Here is a 16,406-nt window from a genome sequence, read left to right as displayed (position 1 = left end):
CCCTCAGACTTGCACACTGACGCGTGGCGGCACGTGGTGCGCAGCGCCGACCCGGCCCTCAGGGATTCTTGAGTTCCTGTGCGAGCATCACAATGATGCCGCTTGGACCGCGGACGTAGGTGAGCTTGTAGGCGTCCTTGTAAGTAGCCACGCCCCGAAGCGGACGGCAGCCGTGCCTCGCGGCTATTTCCAAGGCTTTGTCGATGTCGTCGACTGAGAACGCGACGCGGTGCATGCCAATCTCGTTGGGACGTGTGGGCTCCGACTCGATCGCTTCGGGGTGGATGTACTCGAAGAGCTCAAGGCGACCGTGACCGTCTGGCGTTTGGAGCATCGCTATGTTGGCATGGTTGCCGTCAAGGCCGACGGCGGTGTCGGTCCACTCGCCGCTGACCGTGTCGCGGCCGACGACCGTGAGACCGAGGTCGGTGAAAAAGGAGATTGTTGCTTCAAGGTCGCGAACGGCGATGCCGACGTTCTCAAATTTGATGGCCATGGGTTGCACGTTACCGAGCCGGGCCGTATAGCTCCAGTGCCGCAGGGACCCGACCGCGGCAGACTGTACCGGCCGCCGCAGCTTTGGCCAGCACTTTTTGGGCGCATAGCCGCCCGTTAGCAGCGGAGGGTCACCCGCTATGGTGATCCTTTGTCGGCTGATGACCCCCTTCCAACGTTCTGCGAGTCCCTGTCTGCCATCGAGCCTTCGCTTCGCCCCGCAGGCCGGTCTGCTTACGGGGGGCCCAGAGCACCGGCTACGCTGGCTCGCATGGCTCGAATTCTGATCACCGGCATGTCAGGGGCAGGGAAAACAACTGTGCTGAACGAGTTGGCCAAGAGAGGCTACCGAACTTTCGACACCGATTACGACGGATGGGTACTTCCCGACGGCACATGGGATGAACCACGTATGTCGGCACTTCTCGCGTCTGATTCGGCTTTCATTCTCTCCGGCACCGTGGAGAATCAAGGCCGTTTCTATGATCGCTTTGCCGCTGTTGTTCTCTTGAGCGCACCTGTGGAAGTCCTCATCGAGCGAGTCTCAGCGCGTTCAAGCAATCCCTACGGCAGTTCAGAGTCAGATCGGTCCGCAATCCGCGAATACGTACTCGATGTCGAACCGTTGCTTCGGAACGGGGCAGCCCTCGAACTCGATGGGCGCCGCCCGGTCCCAGAACTGGCGGATGAATCGAACGTCTCATCTCGGCGGTCGACCAAGCCTAACGTCCGGTAATCATGGCTGATCGCGACCTGGCTCTGAGTAGGTTTACTGCTGCTAGTGGTCGCGGCATTCTTTGGCGTACCCGCTGTGCAGGATGGGTCTGACACCGGCCACGTGTGGGGGTTCTTGGGCAGCATGCTCGTTTTTAGCTGGCAGCCCGTGATGCTAATCCCGTGGGCCACCGTTGGCCTAGCGGCAGCCATCGGCCGTTGGGCGGTCCGCAAGGACGTTCTCGTCATTAATTCTGGGGCTCCCCCCGCTTGGTATCCCACGGAAACCTTGGCATTGGTTCTGGAGAGGCACTTCGCATTCGTTCAGGGGTCCACTCGCGCTGCTCTCCCTCTTTGGGCGTAGTGACCCGAGAATCTGTCGAGCTCTCTTCTGGGAGGGCGCGCGATCGAAGAGGCATCGGCGCAGGAGTAGCGTTTCGCATTTGTTCTTCGGTGAGCGGGACGGATCTTGTGCCGCAGCTTGACGCAGTCAAAGAAGCAGCGGAAGTGGCAATCGATTCTGGTGAATTGGTTGGGAGCTGGACCGTCTCCCGACATTCGCTTCCGTCGACTACGTTTGCGCCCTCACCAGCTTCGAGGGAAGGCCCTGCAGAAGGAAGCGGTGGCTGGTGCAGAACTTCTCCCTGCCCACTATCGCCGGCATTTCCGCAGGCGGTGATGGACAAGGTGAGGACGCACGCAGCAGTAAACCCGCGGATCTCTGTCGAACGTCCCATTCCGTGATTGTCCCCAAACACGGATCACAAAAACAGGGTTCAGGCGGGTCTTTAGTTTCAACCTGATCAGGCTTCACTTTTTCGTGACGAAAAGGCTGGTGCGGGTGCTCGTCTGCGCCGTGACCAACTCCGACTGCGCAAAGTGGCCAAGAATAGGAGATGCCTATTATCAGAGGCATGGATGAACTTCTGAGCAAGGGAACCGTGAAGACCTGGCACCGCAATGAAGGGTGGGGATCTATCCGGATTGAAGGCATGGCCGAAGAATGCTTCGTCCATTTTTCTTGCATCGTACAGAGGGCGAATGAGTTTCTCGAGCTTGTCCCGGGCGAGCACGTAAGACTCACATGGCACGAGGCGCAGCAGGACGAATTCTCCTTCGTTGCCGATCGCGTCGAGCGTCCCTAGCCGAGCCTCTCCGAGACAGTTGAGGCCCGAAAGTCCAATTCCGTATACAGGCGGCCTCGTGTGGTTCATAGTCGGGGTATGAGAGTGGCTGGAATTCTCCCCGCAGACGCTCCCGACCCCCGTGCCGAATGGGCCGAGCGCCTGAAACTCATGCCCATTCCGGTGATAGGGCTTACGCCCCAACCGTCATTGGAGGATACGGACAGCGTCGGTCTGAGCTACGGCCTAGATGATCGCGGGTACAACGAAATGACGGCGAGCATCACCTACACGCTCTGGCGAAACCCGGATGACCGCGCAGACCCGGTAAACCTCGCAGACCTCGACGAGAAGACACGCAGATCGATCGAGGAAGTTCCGCCATGGCCGCGGCCCCTATGGCTGATCGAGCATGTGGAGCGACTGCGCTACCCGCAACTGTGCGAGGCCGTGCGAACCACCTGGCACCGCGTCCCATCCGAGCGCTCTTCGGTTCGAAGCCTACTGGCTGACCATGTCAACCACATCCTCATGAACCTATACCGGCAAGAGCTCTGGCCTGGCAGCAACCCGTGGGACCAACACGCACCAACAGTAACCGGCCAGATGGTCAACAGCCAGGCCAAGACCGTGATCAACGGAGTCGACATGCCCGCCGCAGAAGTCGACACGGACCCGTTCGTGTACGCCATCGGAGCCCAACTGCCAGGCGGCGGGGTGGTGACCGCTGTGCTTCCACGCACTGAGCTCAAGTACATCCAAGTCCAATTCACGACCCGGAGCTAACGGCTCCATCCCAACACAGCAACGCTAAGTTTAACGTGGTCCCAGGGGCAACCCTCTGCGGGACACTTTCTAGCCTGTCGGGTATTCGCGACAGTTCAGTCGGTAGGACGCCTCTTGCGAGGGAGCTTTATGGCACCTGTAAGCACCAACAAGATGGCAATTATTGCGCTGATGGTCAGGTCCCACCCCGGGACACGCGCGGCCCACTGACCCCCAACAGTTTGCGTATATTCGCAAGCAACCCCGAGGGGAAGCCAGGAGAAGGTCCCAATAGGTGTGACGTCAGGGGCACTCCCTGGAGGTATCGGCAGCGGGGTCACTATGCAGTAATAGTCGAGACCGGCTCGCGATTGTCCGTAAAGGATAAAGCCGATAACGGTTAGGCCGAGAAGGCCAGCGACGACCAGGAGAAATGAGAAGACGGATATTGGCCTAGGTCTGCCGGCGGCATTCGCCCTAACTTCCTGCATGCACACCCCCTGCGTCACGTCTGCCGATCTAAACCCATAGTCGTGAGAGGGTCAACAACACGGTTGCATTCGACTCTGACCTGGACTGGACTTCTCGGTGCGGTTCCGGAACCCTCTACGGGACAACTCTCAGCGCTACGTCAACTACTGCGGTCGCGTCGTGAGTCCTGGGGCTGGGCTAAGCGCATGGACACGGAGGCACCCAAAAGCGGCAACAAGTATGAATGGCAATCCTGGCCTTCCGATTCGCGAGAGGGCATGCCGCCGAAGCGACGGCGACTTGTTGTATGGGGTCTGTGGTGGTTCCTTTTTCTAGGGGTGCTGCTGGGTAGCGTTTTGGAGGCTGCCAATGTTCCGCAACCTTGGCGTACTTTATTGGCCATTGCTGGTTTAGCTGCGCTGTTCGGTCCATTGATTCGCGGGGCCATGATTGAAACCCGCAAACTCCGCGCCGAAGGCATCGTCCTGCCGTCCTATCCTGTCACCCGCAAGTCACTTATCTCCGGCGCTGTCATCACCGCTATTCTTTGGGCGACTTTCGCCTTCGTTGCCGCTACGGGCCGACCCCCGTTCCCTCTCCTGCCAATCGTCGGAACGATTTGGCTGGCGTACCAATTGCTCCGGCTTCGTTCACGGCCCATAGAGGAAGACAACTAGAGACTCCGTCTCTCACCCGCGTTGCCCAAACCCTCTACGGAATGGTCGCCAAGGAATCAGGCCAGGGCTTTCTAAGTGAGTAGCCATGAGGGCCCTTGTCAGGATTGAACAGCTCTGAGAGATTGAGCCATAACTAAAGGAATTGCCGCTTGACCGCATTATTTCCCCGATCAGCGTCCACTTATGAGGGAACACAATGAAAAGCATTCGGTTGTGGCGATGCCTGGTTCCATCCCTACTTCTCACCATGCTGCTGACATCATGCAGCGACACGATGACGGGCGGCCCGGGAACTGCCGAGCCCACGGTGAACTCCACCAGCTCGATCCCTGGTTCTACCAGCAGCCCCGTTCCAAGCGGTGGCCCCTTCGCGTGCGTTGAGTGGGTCCGGTTCGCGGCCGCTCAGGACCAATACGACAACGCCGGCTTGGTGCTCATCGGAAAGGCCTTAAGCCGGGCTGGCGAAACCAGCATTTACGGTCATATGGCCACGACCCACCTTGTAGAAGTCGAGCAGGTACTCAAAGGGAATCCCGGAGAGGGGAACCTCCACATCACCTCTACGCCCCCGACCTGCACTGTCGGAGGGTCCTACCCGGACGGCGATCCGCTCGATACAGCTGAACGAGTCATCATCTTTGCCTCCAAGCAGGGCGACGACTGGTTCACCATTACGCCAGCACAAGGAGTCCTGCCTTTCCCCCAAGGCTCAGAGCTTCCTTTCACTAGCGTGAGTCCGCGTTCCATGGCTTCGGAATCCGGAATTCGCTCTCTCAGCGAGGCACCAAGAGGACCATTCAAAATAATCAGCGGTCGTGAGCCGAACCTGAACTGGGCATCCGGTCGATCAGCAGACTTCCCGCTTTGAATGCCCGGGAAATTCAACCGCAATGGACTGGTGCCGGCTTGTCTACACCGGCAGCAGATCAGGTATCCAGCCTGCGGATGGGCGACCTACTGCTTTCCGACCCCAGCGGCATTAGTCTGAGGCAGGAGACCGCGGATCCGGGAGTGCCTTATGGAAAACTACAGTGAAGCCTATACAGTCGCATTCCCCGAGGCGAGGAAAACCAGAACGGCCAGCACTCTGGCCACAGTTTTCTTCTTGGTGTTTTGGATCCTGTGGGGTGTCGACTCATTTAGAGGCCCGGATGTTCCAGACCTGCCCTGGTTCATTATTGGGCTAATTCCGTTCGCGCTGTTCTTAGGTTTGTCCATCTATGGGTGGCGGAAGCAGAGAGAGCTTGCACTCCTAATCAATCACCGATTCGCAGACGAGTTTGCAACTCATACCCATGAGGAATATCCACAGGGAGTGGACATCCTGAAAGTTCAGCGGTCCATTGCCGTCAAGAAACCGGACGGGTCGGTACATCTCTGGGGCGTGAAGCACCATAGGGATGTCTTCAAGGTGTTTCCCCTAAAATGATCCGGGCCGTTGCCCCACGAAACTTGTCAGGTTGTCCCGGCAGCGGCCTAGCCGCTGCTCGTCCCGTAAGCCGGTCCCGCCAGCGTGTGTCGGCCTGCTGTTCTACCCCTCAGAGGGCTGTGAAGGAGGGTTCTAAAATTTGTGCAGACGACTTCTGACACTGACAACAAACTACATAGCGGCTGGTCAGCGACCATGTACGTAAAAACCGGACGAAGACATGCACGCAGCCGGTGGGATTACTGGAACCATATCCTCATGACGGGAATGAAATTCGGCTATGCCCGAGTCTCGACAAATGAACAAGACCTTAATGCGCAACGGAATGCTCTGCTTGCCCTCGGTGTTGACGAGAAGCGGGCAAACCGTGCACGCCCAGGACTTCGTGAAGCAATGGCGGCCTGCCGAGACGGGACACGCTCGTGGTGACCAAACTCGACCGGCTGGCGCGATCGCTTCCCGATGCCAGGGACATCGCGGACGAGCTTACGGATAAGGGGGTGAAGCTCAGTCTTGGCGGCAGCACATACGACCCCACAGATCCGATAGGCCGGTTGCTGTTCAACGTCTTGGGCATGGTGGCCGAGGTCGAGTCGGACCTGATACGTATGCGCACGCGCGAGGGGATGGCAGTCGCCAAGGCAAAAGGGCGGCTAAAAGGGAAGCAGGCAAAATTATCTGCGCCCCAGCGGAGCTGCTTCTACAGCTGCACAACGCCGGCGAGCATACACAGGCTGAACTGGCGGAGCTGTTCCGGGTGTCACGGACCACCAACTATCGGGAGCTCGAACGACGACGCTCCACCTGAAGACCGAGTTGGGGTCACCAAAGACTCTAAGCGCTTCTAGGTTCAAACTGGCCCACGGCGCCTTATCAGGCTTGCACTTCCTGCCTGCCTGGGTTTCGTGGGTGGGGGGTTAAATGCGGGAGAGCCTCCGGACTGTGTCTGGAGGCTCTCGACCGTTTAATGGTGTTCCGGCGGTGACCTACTCTCCCACACCCTCCCGGGTGCAGTACCATCGGCGCTGTGGGTCTTAGCTTCCGGGTTCGGAATGGGACCGGGCGTTTCCCCCACGCTATGACCGCCGTAACCTTGTGTCCGCACCCTGCCGGCGTGTGGGCCGTGGGTGGGAAATCTGTGGCTACAACATTGTGGTGTTGTTATTGTGTTGTGTTTTTTGTTCCTCAAGCAACGGGTTTGTTGTTTGGGAACCACATAGTGGACGCAAGCAGTCTTGTTTCTTTTTACTCTCTTCATTGGTGTGAACCCCTTTTGAAACGGGTTCACGAAGAGAGTGTGTGGTGTAAGTTATCGGCCTATTAGTACCGGTCAGCTTCACGAGTCGTTAGTCCTCGCTTCCACATCCGGCCTATCAACCCAGTGGTCTGGCTGGGGGCCTCTCACACACAAGGTGTATGGAAATCTCATCTCGAAGCGAGCTTCCCGCTTAGATGCTTTCAGCGGTTATCCCATCCGAACGTAGCTAATCAGCGGTGCACTTGGCAGTACAACTGACACACCAGAGGTTCGTCCGTCCCGGTCCTCTCGTACTAAGGACAGCCCTTCTCAAATTTCCTGCGCGCGCAGCGGATAGGGACCGAACTGTCTCACGACGTTCTAAACCCAGCTCGCGTACCGCTTTAATGGGCGAACAGCCCAACCCTTGGGACCTACTCCAGCCCCAGGATGCGACGAGCCGACATCGAGGTGCCAAACCATGCCGTCGATATGGACTCTTGGGCAAGATCAGCCTGTTATCCCCGAGGTACCTTTTATCCGTTGAGCGACGGCCATTCCACAATGTACCGCCGGATCACTAGTCCCGACTTTCGTCCCTGCTCGAGATGTCTCTCTCACAGTCAAGCTCCCTTGTGCACTTACACTCGACACCTGATTGCCAACCAGGCTGAGGGAACCTTTGGGCGCCTCCGTTACTTTTTAGGAGGCAACCGCCCCAGTTAAACTACCCATCAGGCACTGTCCCTGACCCGGATTACGGGCCGAAGTTAGATGTCCAAAGTGACCAGAGTGGTATTTCAACGATGACTCCACCCGAACTGGCGTCCGGGCTTCAACGTCTCCCACCTATCCTACACAAGCCACTCCGAACACCAATACCAAACTATAGTAAAGGTCTCGGGGTCTTTCCGTCCTGCTGCGCGTAACGAGCATCTTTACTCGTACTGCAATTTCGCCGAGTTTATGGTTGAGACAGCGGGGAAGTCGTTACTCCATTCGTGCAGGTCGGAACTTACCCGACAAGGAATTTCGCTACCTTAGGATGGTTATAGTTACCACCGCCGTTTACTGGGGCTTAAATTCTCAGCTTCGCCCGTAAGGGCTAACCGGTCCTCTTAACCTTCCAGCACCGGGCAGGAGTCAGTCCGTATACATCGTCTTGCGACTTCGCACGGACCTGTGTTTTTAGTAAACAGTCGCTTCCCCCTGGTCTCTGCGGCCCCGATCCCCTCCCACCAGCGTGTGGTGTTCAAGGTTGGGGCCCCCCTTCTCCCGAAGTTACGGGGGCATTTTGCCGAGTTCCTTAACCATAATTCTCTCGATCGCCTTAGTATTCTCTACCTGATCACCTGTGTCGGTTTGGGGTACGGGCGGCTAAAACCTCGCGTCGATGCTTTTCTCGGCAGCATAGGATCACCAAATCCCCCCTTACGGGGGTCCCATCAGATCTCAGGCATCATGAACAGCGGATTTGCCTACCGTTCGCCCTACATCCTTAGACCGGGACAACCATCGCCCGGCTCGGCTACCTTCCTGCGTCACACCTGTTAATACGCTTGCCTCCCAGGATCAGGTCCCGCGCTCCACCAAAACCCGCACACCACAAGGGTGATTGGGCAGGTCTCGGGCGGTTAGTATCCCCTGTTCAACATGGACGGTTTTTCGCCGGTACGGGAATATCAACCCGTTGTCCATCGACTACGCCTGTCGGCCTCGCCTTAGGTCCCGACTTACCCAGGGCAGATTAGCTTGACCCTGGAACCCTTGATCATTCGGCGGACGGGTTTCTCACCCGTCTTTCGCTACTCATGCCTGCATTCTCACTCGTGTAGGCTCCACCGCTGGTTTACACCGCGACTTCACTGCCCACACGACGCTCCCCTACCACTCCAAACGCCTGAACCAACCCAACAAGTGAGCGGCTTGGCAAAAATTTGAAATCCACAACTTCGGCGGTGTACTTGAGCCCCGCTACATTGTCGGCGCGGAATCACTTGACCAGTGAGCTATTACGCACTCTTTTAAGGATGGCTGCTTCTAAGCCAACCTCCTGGTTGTCTTCGCAACTCCACATCCTTTCCCACTTAGCACACGCTTAGGGGCCTTAGTTGGTGGTCTGGGCTGTTTCCCTCTCGACTATGAAGCTTATCCCCCACAGTCTCACTGCTGCGCTCTCACTTACCGGCATTCGGAGTTTGGCTGACGTCAGTAACCTTGTAGGGCCCATTAGCCATCCAGTAGCTCTACCTCCGGTAAGAAACACGCAACGCTGCACCTAAATGCATTTCGGGGAGAACCAGCTATCACGAAGTTTGATTGGCCTTTCACCCCTACCCACAGCTCATCCCCTCCATTTTCAACTGAAGTGGGTTCGGTCCTCCACGACGTCTTACCGTCGCTTCAACCTGGCCATGGGTAGATCACTTCGCTTCGGGTCTAGATCACGCCACTGCAACGCCCTATTCAGACTCGCTTTCGCTACGGCTTCCCCACACGGGTTAACCTCGCGACGTAACACTAACTCGCAGGCTCATTCTTCAAAAGGCACGCCGTCACACCCATACAGCAAGCTGCAGATGCTCCGACGGATTGTAAGCACACGGTTTCAGGTACTGTTTCACTCCCCTCCCGGGGTACTTTTCACCTTTCCCTCACGGTACTGGTCCGCTATCGGTCATTAGGGAGTATTTAGGCTTATCAGGTGGTCCTGACAGATTCGCACGGGATTTCTCGGGCCCCGTGCTACTTGGGATACTCTCACAGGCGGCACAAAACATTTCGGTTACGGGGCTCACACCCTCTCTGGCCGGCCTTTCAAGACCGTTCACCTATGCCTGCACATCACACCCCACCAATCCGGCAGAACTGGTATGGAAAGTCCCACAACCCCGACCATGCAACGCCCGCCGGCTATCACACATGGAACGGTTTAGCCTGATCCGCGTTCGCTCGCCACTACTAACGGAATCACTATTGTTTTCTCTTCCTGCGGGTACTGAGATGTTTCACTTCCCCGCGTTCCCTCCACGCACCCTATGTGTTCAGATGCGGGTCACCAGGCAGATCGCTCCCCTGGCGGGGTTTCCCCATTCGGACACCCTGGGATCACAGTCCGGTTATCGACTCCCCCAGGCTTATCGCAGATTCCTACGTCCTTCTTCGGCTCCTAATGCCAAGGCATCCACCGTGTGCTCTTAAAAACTTGACCACAAAAGATCAATTCAGAAATTTTCGAGAGAACCACAGAAACCACTGCTCCATCCCGAAAGACAGAACAACAGATCCAGGTTCATATTCTTGGAAATTGCTTCTTATAAAAGATGCTCGCGTCCACTATGTAGTTCTCAAACAACAACCCCAAACCACACACCCCACACACACCCGCCCCCGCAAAGAGACAAGCAACCGTGTGATCGGTGCAGCCAGGAAACCAGAAACAAACAAGTACCAGGACAAGAACACACCACAGCCCGTAAGCCACAACGCATCCCACCCGGCCCTGTTGCCTCAGGACCCAACAGTGTGCCAAACACTACCCAGCGATAGAACACCGGCGAACGTTCCAGAACCACACCCCCCGAAGGGAACCATGATTCGTACTAGCCGCCGGCATGTGCCGCCAGGCACCTATTTGCTGATATTCCACCCGTGAGCACCCGCCGCAGAACTTGCGTCTGCGCAACGGGCGTACTCCTGACAACACCACCACACAGACATAACGCCTGGCAGGGTTGTTGTAGGTGCTCCTTAGAAAGGAGGTGATCCAGCCGCACCTTCCGGTACGGCTACCTTGTTACGACTTAGTCCCAATCGCCAGTCCCACCTTCGACAGCTCCCTCCCCATAAAGGGGTTAGGCCACCGGCTTCGGGTGTTACCAACTTTCGTGACTTGACGGGCGGTGTGTACAAGGCCCGGGAACGTATTCACCGCAGCGTTGCTGATCTGCGATTACTAGCGACTCCGACTTCATGGGGTCGAGTTGCAGACCCCAATCCGAACTGAGACCGGCTTTTTGGGATTAGCTCCACCTCACAGTATCGCAACCCTTTGTACCGGCCATTGTAGCATGCGTGAAGCCCAAGACATAAGGGGCATGATGATTTGACGTCGTCCCCACCTTCCTCCGAGTTGACCCCGGCAGTCTCCTATGAGTCCCCGCCATAACGCGCTGGCAACATAGAACGAGGGTTGCGCTCGTTGCGGGACTTAACCCAACATCTCACGACACGAGCTGACGACAACCATGCACCACCTGTGAACCGACCGCAAGCGGGGCACCTGTTTCCAGGTATTTCCAGTCCATGTCAAGCCTTGGTAAGGTTCTTCGCGTTGCATCGAATTAATCCGCATGCTCCGCCGCTTGTGCGGGCCCCCGTCAATTCCTTTGAGTTTTAGCCTTGCGGCCGTACTCCCCAGGCGGGGCACTTAATGCGTTAGCTACGGCGCGGAAAACGTGGAATGTCCCCCACACCTAGTGCCCAACGTTTACGGCATGGACTACCAGGGTATCTAATCCTGTTCGCTCCCCATGCTTTCGCTCCTCAGCGTCAGTTAATGCCCAGAGACCTGCCTTCGCCATCGGTGTTCCTCCTGATATCTGCGCATTTCACCGCTACACCAGGAATTCCAGTCTCCCCTACATCACTCTAGTCTGCCCGTACCCACCGCAGATCCGGAGTTGAGCCCCGGACTTTCACGGCAGACGCGACAAACCGCCTACGAGCTCTTTACGCCCAATAATTCCGGATAACGCTTGCGCCCTACGTATTACCGCGGCTGCTGGCACGTAGTTAGCCGGCGCTTCTTCTGCAGGTACCGTCACTTTCGCTTCTTCCCTACTGAAAGAGGTTTACAACCCGAAGGCCGTCATCCCTCACGCGGCGTCGCTGCATCAGGCTTTCGCCCATTGTGCAATATTCCCCACTGCTGCCTCCCGTAGGAGTCTGGGCCGTGTCTCAGTCCCAGTGTGGCCGGTCACCCTCTCAGGCCGGCTACCCGTCGTCGCCTTGGTGAGCCATTACCTCACCAACAAGCTGATAGGCCGCGAGTCCATCCAAAACCACAAAAAAGCTTTCCACCCCCCACCATGCGATGAGGAGTCATATCCGGTATTAGACCCAGTTTCCCAGGCTTATCCCAGAGTCAAGGGCAGGTTACTCACGTGTTACTCACCCGTTCGCCACTAATCCCCCCACAAGTGAGGTTCATCGTTCGACTTGCATGTGTTAAGCACGCCGCCAGCGTTCATCCTGAGCCAGGATCAAACTCTCCGTTGAAGTAAAACAAAAACGAACACAACACGGAACCACGGAAATAACGCGGAAACCGCACTGCAAAATTTGAAACCAGCTGTAAAAACCAGACCACACCACAGGGGCGGCACGATCCAGTCAATTCAACCAATTAATAATAAATTGGTATCAACAAACTTGGCACACTATTGAGTTCTCAAACAACAGACACATTCGAATACTTTCCGAAGCAATTCAATAATTGAATTCTTTTGCTTCGTTTTTCTTCGCTGCGATGTTTATACTTTAGTTGATTCAAGTTTACTTTGCAAATCCCGGTATTTTCCGGATATTCACTTCAGTAAGCTGAATCCGCCCACCAAAAACCGAAGCATTTCATCATCTTCGTGCACTGCACATGACGAATTACTTGATTTTGAAGGGGGTTTGTCACCACTCAGCGGCGGCGACTCAGAAAACATTACACGCTCCCCCGCGGCCGTGCAAATCGGCTGCGGAGGAGCGTGCATGAGGCGGCAAGGAGCCTAAGGGACCAGTACTTCCACCGTGGCAAGGTTCTTTTTGCCGCGGCGCAGCAGCAGGTATTGCCCGTGCAGCAGTTCATCCTCGGAGATGACAGCCTCCGGATCGGACACCTTCTCGTTATTCACATAGGCACCGCCTTCGCTGACCGTGCGCCGGGCAGCAGACTTACTGTCCGACAGACCGGAAGCAACCAGCAGATCAACGATCCCAAGCCCGTCCACTTGGATCCGGGCGGACGGCAGTTCCGAAGTCGCCGCCTCAAGGGTAGGCCTGTCCAACGCGGACAGGTCACCGTTGCCAAAGAGGGCAGCCGATGCGGCTATGACTTTCTCGGTTGCTTCAACGCCATGGACCAGTGACGTAACTTCGAACGCCAGCTTCCGCTGGCCTTCCCGGGCAAATGGACGCTCGGCCACCGCAGCGGCAATCCCGTCGATCTCCGCGCGGTTCAGGAACGTGAAGACCTTCAGCCGGTCCACCACGTCAGTATCGGCAGTGTTGAGCCAGAACTGGTAGAAGGCGTACGGGCTGCACATGCCGGCGTCGAGCCAGATGGCGTTGCCTTCGCTCTTGCCAAACTTGGTGCCGTCAGAATTAGTGATCAGCGGCGTACCCAGGGCGTGGACAGTCTTGGCCTCCACCTTGCGGATCAGCTCGGTCCCGCTGGTGAGGTTGCCCCACTGGTCCGAGCCGCCGGTCTGCAGCATGCAGCCGTGGTCGCGGAAGAGCTGCAGGTAGTCCATGCCCTGCAGGATCTGGTAGCTGAATTCCGTGTAGCTGATGCCCTCATCTGAACTGAGCCGTGAGGCCACAGCATCCTTGCGGAGCATGGTGCCCACTCGGTAGTGCTTGCCAATCTCCCGCAGGAAATCAATGGCGCTGAGGGGCGCGGTCCAGTCGAGGTTGTTGACCATGCGGGCAGCATTTGCGCCGTCGAAGCTCAGGAAGCGCTGGACTTGGGCCTGCAGGTAGCCCACCCACTCGTTCACGGTGTCCTTGGTGTTCAGCGTCCGCTCGGCGGTGGGCCGCGGGTCGCCGATCAGCCCGGTGGAACCACCCACGAGTCCCAGGGGCTTGTGGCCGGCCAGCTGGAGACGGCGCATCAGGAGGAGCTGGACCAGGTTTCCCAAGTGCAGGCTCGGCGCAGTGGGATCGAACCCGCAGTAGTAGGTGATCGGTTCCCCGGCGAGGAGCTTTTCCAGTTCCGCTTCGTCGGTGGAGACGTGGACCAGGCCGCGCCACTTCAGCTCCTGCCAAACATTGGCGAAGGTGGGGTCGTTCTGCTGGGATTCAAGATCGTTGAGTTCTAACACGACTTCTAAGTTAGCAGGATCAACGACGCCCGGCCCCGTCATGAACGGGGCCGGGCGTCAGAAGGGCAAAAGCGGCCAGCTCAGCCTTCAATGCCGGCGGGAATACCTTCCGCGGCGATCAGTCGGAGCCGCTGCGTGGGACGGGTCATGGCTACGTACAAGTCACCGACGCGGCCGTGCTCATGGTTGAGCATCTCTGACGGTTCCAGCACCACTACGCCGTCGAACTCCAGGCCCTTGGCCTCACGCGGGCTTATGACCACGATGTCCTGTTCATAGCTGCCCGCCCCGTTGCCGATACGCCGGCCGTAGGCCGCGCGGAGGGCTGAGGTTGCAGCGGGAAGGAGGTCGCCGTCGGCAATAACCGCCAGCAGGCCGCCGTCGAGCGCTTCCAATTCCTCGGGGAACACCTCCACGAGGCGGCTGACCACCTGGCCCTGATCCACCTTGTCAATGACAGGCGACCAGCGTCCCTCCCGAACGGCCTTCGGGGCGGACACAACCAGCCCGGCCGCGTTGGCCATGCGGGCGGCGGCTTCGGCGATCTGCGACGGCGTTCGGTAGTTGACCGTCAGCTCCTCCAACTGCCAGCGGTCACCGAACATGGGTCCCAAAGCACCCTGCCAGGAGTTGGCCCCGGCAACGGAACTCGTCTGGGCGATATCCCCCACGATGGTGAACGACTTCAGCGGGCACCGGCGGACCAAGAGGCGCCACTGCATCGGCGAGAGCTCCTGGGCCTCATCCACCACAATGTGGCCAAAGGCCCACGTGCGGTCGGTGGTTGCCCGCTCGGCGGCCGTCAGGCGGTTCTGGCGCTCCTGGTTCTGGTCCACCAGTTCCTCGGCGGTCATCATGACATCAACGCCCATGTGCTCCATGTTCACCAGCGTCTGTTTGGCGTTGGCAAGATCGCGGGCACGGTCATGCTCCTGTTGGGCGAGCCCGCGGCCCGCAGCCGGATCGAGCTCACCAAGGAGTTCGGCCGCTTCGTCCAGCAGCGGGACGTCCGCCTCAGTCCACGGCGCATCCGCCGGGCGCAGCAGCAGCGACTGCTCCTTGAGGCTGAGGTGCGGTGTGCAGGCCGCCAGCACGGCGGGCTTGCTCAGGAGTTCGGTGATCAGCTTCTCCGGAGTCATGGGCATCCAGCACAGGTTGAGCGCGATCCGGACATCGCGGGCCGTGCGGACGTCCTCCGCCAGGTAGGAGCGGTCAGCATTGTTGCCGATACTCCCGGCCTCCACGAGCTCCGTCATCTGTTCCGTCAGCTCACGGAGCAGAATCTTGACGAACGTCAGGCGTGCCTCGTTGTGGGGCTTGCCGGTGGACCGGGCACGCTCGCGGGCGCGGCTCACCTGCCGGGACGTCAGCACCAGCTTCCGGCCATCGACCTCAAGGATGCGGTCCTCAGCCGGGATCCGCTGCCGGTTCGCCACGGCGTTGGCCACAACCTTCGCCATGTCCAGCCGCCCCTTAATGGCCGCGACGTCGGCCTCGGGTTCAGGAACGGCGTTGATGCCCGGCATCAGGCGGCCCAGGCTCGCCATGACCACGCCGGTCTCACCGAGTGAGGGAAGGACGCGTTCGATGTACTTCATGAACGACGACGACGGCCCCACCAGCAGCACGCCGGCAGTCTTCAGCCGTTCCCGGTGGGTGTACAGCAGGTATGCCGCACGGTGCAGCGCGACGGCCGTTTTGCCGGTTCCCGGACCACCCTGAACCACCAGGGCCCCGGAGATGGAGGACCTGATGATGCGGTCCTGCTCGGACTGGATGGTGCCGACGATGTCCGACATCCGGCCGGTGCGCTTGGAGTCCAGCGCGGCCAGCAGCGCGCCTTCGCCCTGCAGCGAGTCATTGTCCGCCAGCATTCCGGCGTCGAGCACGTCATCCTCGATGGCCTTGACTTCACGGCCCTGGAGGATGAGGTGCCGCCGGCGGCGGACACCCTGCCGGTCAAACGCCGTTGCCTGGTAGAAGTGCCCGGCTTCGGGCGCGCGCCAGTCCACCATGAGCCGCTGCAGGTCATCGGTGGTCAGGCCGATGCGGCCGATGTACTGGGCTTCACCGGAATCCAGATCCAGGCGGCCGAACACCAGCCGGTCATCAACAGCATCGAGCTGGGCCAAGCGGTCCTCATAGAGCGCGGCGAAGGCGTCACGTTCGGAAACATTCTGCATGGTGCCCACGGCACCGGCCCGGCGGACCTGCGCCAACTGCTGGCGCTTCTCAGCACGCAGCTCTTCGAGCCGCGTGTACAAGCCAGCGACGTAATCGCGTTCGTGGGCCAAATCGGCGTCAAGCATTAAACGTTCCCCTATCGCAAAAGACAGACCGTCCATTCTACAACCATTTCGGTTAACGTGCCCGCCTGCCCCCTCGCCCCGGATGTCATCC

Annotated in this window: 8 protein-coding genes, 3 rRNA genes and 1 pseudogene; 6 read left to right on the top strand and 6 right to left on the bottom strand. The window is 58.5% G+C overall.

Features of this window, described 5'->3' with window-relative positions; translation table 11 throughout:
* Nucleotides 1-58 precede the first annotated feature (58 nt).
* Nucleotides 59-496: a VOC family protein gene (locus AC1MCD_RS07595; protein ID WP_498677316.1), complete on the bottom strand. Its 438-nt coding sequence runs from the start codon at nucleotides 494-496 to the stop codon at nucleotides 59-61.
* Between the two features lie 270 nt (nucleotides 497-766).
* Between AC1MCD_RS07595 and AC1MCD_RS07590 the strand changes: the two genes are divergently transcribed.
* The 6 genes and pseudogenes from AC1MCD_RS07590 (at nucleotide 767) to AC1MCD_RS07565 (ending at nucleotide 6,483) form a co-directional block, all read left to right on the top strand.
* On the top strand, nucleotides 767-1,231 hold the full coding sequence (locus tag AC1MCD_RS07590) for an AAA family ATPase (protein WP_498677314.1): 465 nt from the start codon (nucleotides 767-769) through the stop codon (nucleotides 1,229-1,231).
* 892 nt (nucleotides 1,232-2,123) lie between these two features.
* Nucleotides 2,124-2,354, top strand: a complete 231-nt coding sequence (locus AC1MCD_RS07585) for a cold-shock protein (RefSeq protein WP_498677312.1) — start codon at nucleotides 2,124-2,126, stop codon at nucleotides 2,352-2,354.
* A 78-nt stretch (nucleotides 2,355-2,432) separates the two neighbouring features.
* On the top strand, nucleotides 2,433-3,119 hold the full coding sequence (locus AC1MCD_RS07580) for a hypothetical protein (RefSeq protein ID WP_498677310.1): 687 nt from the start codon (nucleotides 2,433-2,435) through the stop codon (nucleotides 3,117-3,119).
* A 656-nt stretch (nucleotides 3,120-3,775) separates the two neighbouring features.
* Nucleotides 3,776-4,246, top strand: a complete 471-nt coding sequence (locus AC1MCD_RS07575; protein ID WP_498677308.1) for a hypothetical protein — start codon at nucleotides 3,776-3,778, stop codon at nucleotides 4,244-4,246.
* A 1,018-nt stretch (nucleotides 4,247-5,264) separates the two neighbouring features.
* A complete protein-coding gene (locus AC1MCD_RS07570; RefSeq protein ID WP_498677305.1) occupies nucleotides 5,265-5,675 on the top strand; it encodes a hypothetical protein in 411 nt (136 codons plus the stop codon).
* A gap of 258 nt (nucleotides 5,676-5,933) precedes the next feature.
* A pseudogene (locus tag AC1MCD_RS07565) lies at nucleotides 5,934-6,483 on the top strand (recombinase family protein).
* Between the two features lie 165 nt (nucleotides 6,484-6,648).
* Here the strand turns inward: AC1MCD_RS07565 and rrf are convergent.
* The 5 genes from rrf to AC1MCD_RS07540 form a co-directional block, all read right to left on the bottom strand.
* Nucleotides 6,649-6,765 (bottom strand): 5S ribosomal RNA (rrf, locus tag AC1MCD_RS07560).
* Between the two features lie 209 nt (nucleotides 6,766-6,974).
* Nucleotides 6,975-10,123 (bottom strand): 23S ribosomal RNA (locus AC1MCD_RS07555).
* Between the two features lie 543 nt (nucleotides 10,124-10,666).
* Nucleotides 10,667-12,192 (bottom strand): 16S ribosomal RNA (locus AC1MCD_RS07550).
* The 16S, 23S and 5S rRNA genes sit together here, the layout of an rRNA operon.
* Nucleotides 12,193-12,692: 500 nt before the next feature.
* Entirely contained in the window at nucleotides 12,693-14,006 is a 1,314-nt protein-coding gene (tyrS, locus tag AC1MCD_RS07545) for a tyrosine--tRNA ligase (RefSeq protein WP_498677302.1), read from the bottom strand.
* A gap of 80 nt (nucleotides 14,007-14,086) precedes the next feature.
* Nucleotides 14,087-16,315 carry a HelD family protein gene (locus tag AC1MCD_RS07540; RefSeq protein WP_498677300.1) on the bottom strand — a complete coding sequence of 743 codons (2,229 nt, stop codon included), beginning with the start codon at nucleotides 16,313-16,315 and terminating at the stop codon, nucleotides 14,087-14,089.
* Between the last annotated feature and the right edge of the window lie 91 nt (nucleotides 16,316-16,406).

The sequence above is a fragment of the Arthrobacter sp. BF1 genome (assembly GCF_056680215.1).
The sequence above is the reverse complement of the archived record's forward strand: the minus strand, read 5'-3'. Positions and strand labels throughout refer to the sequence as shown.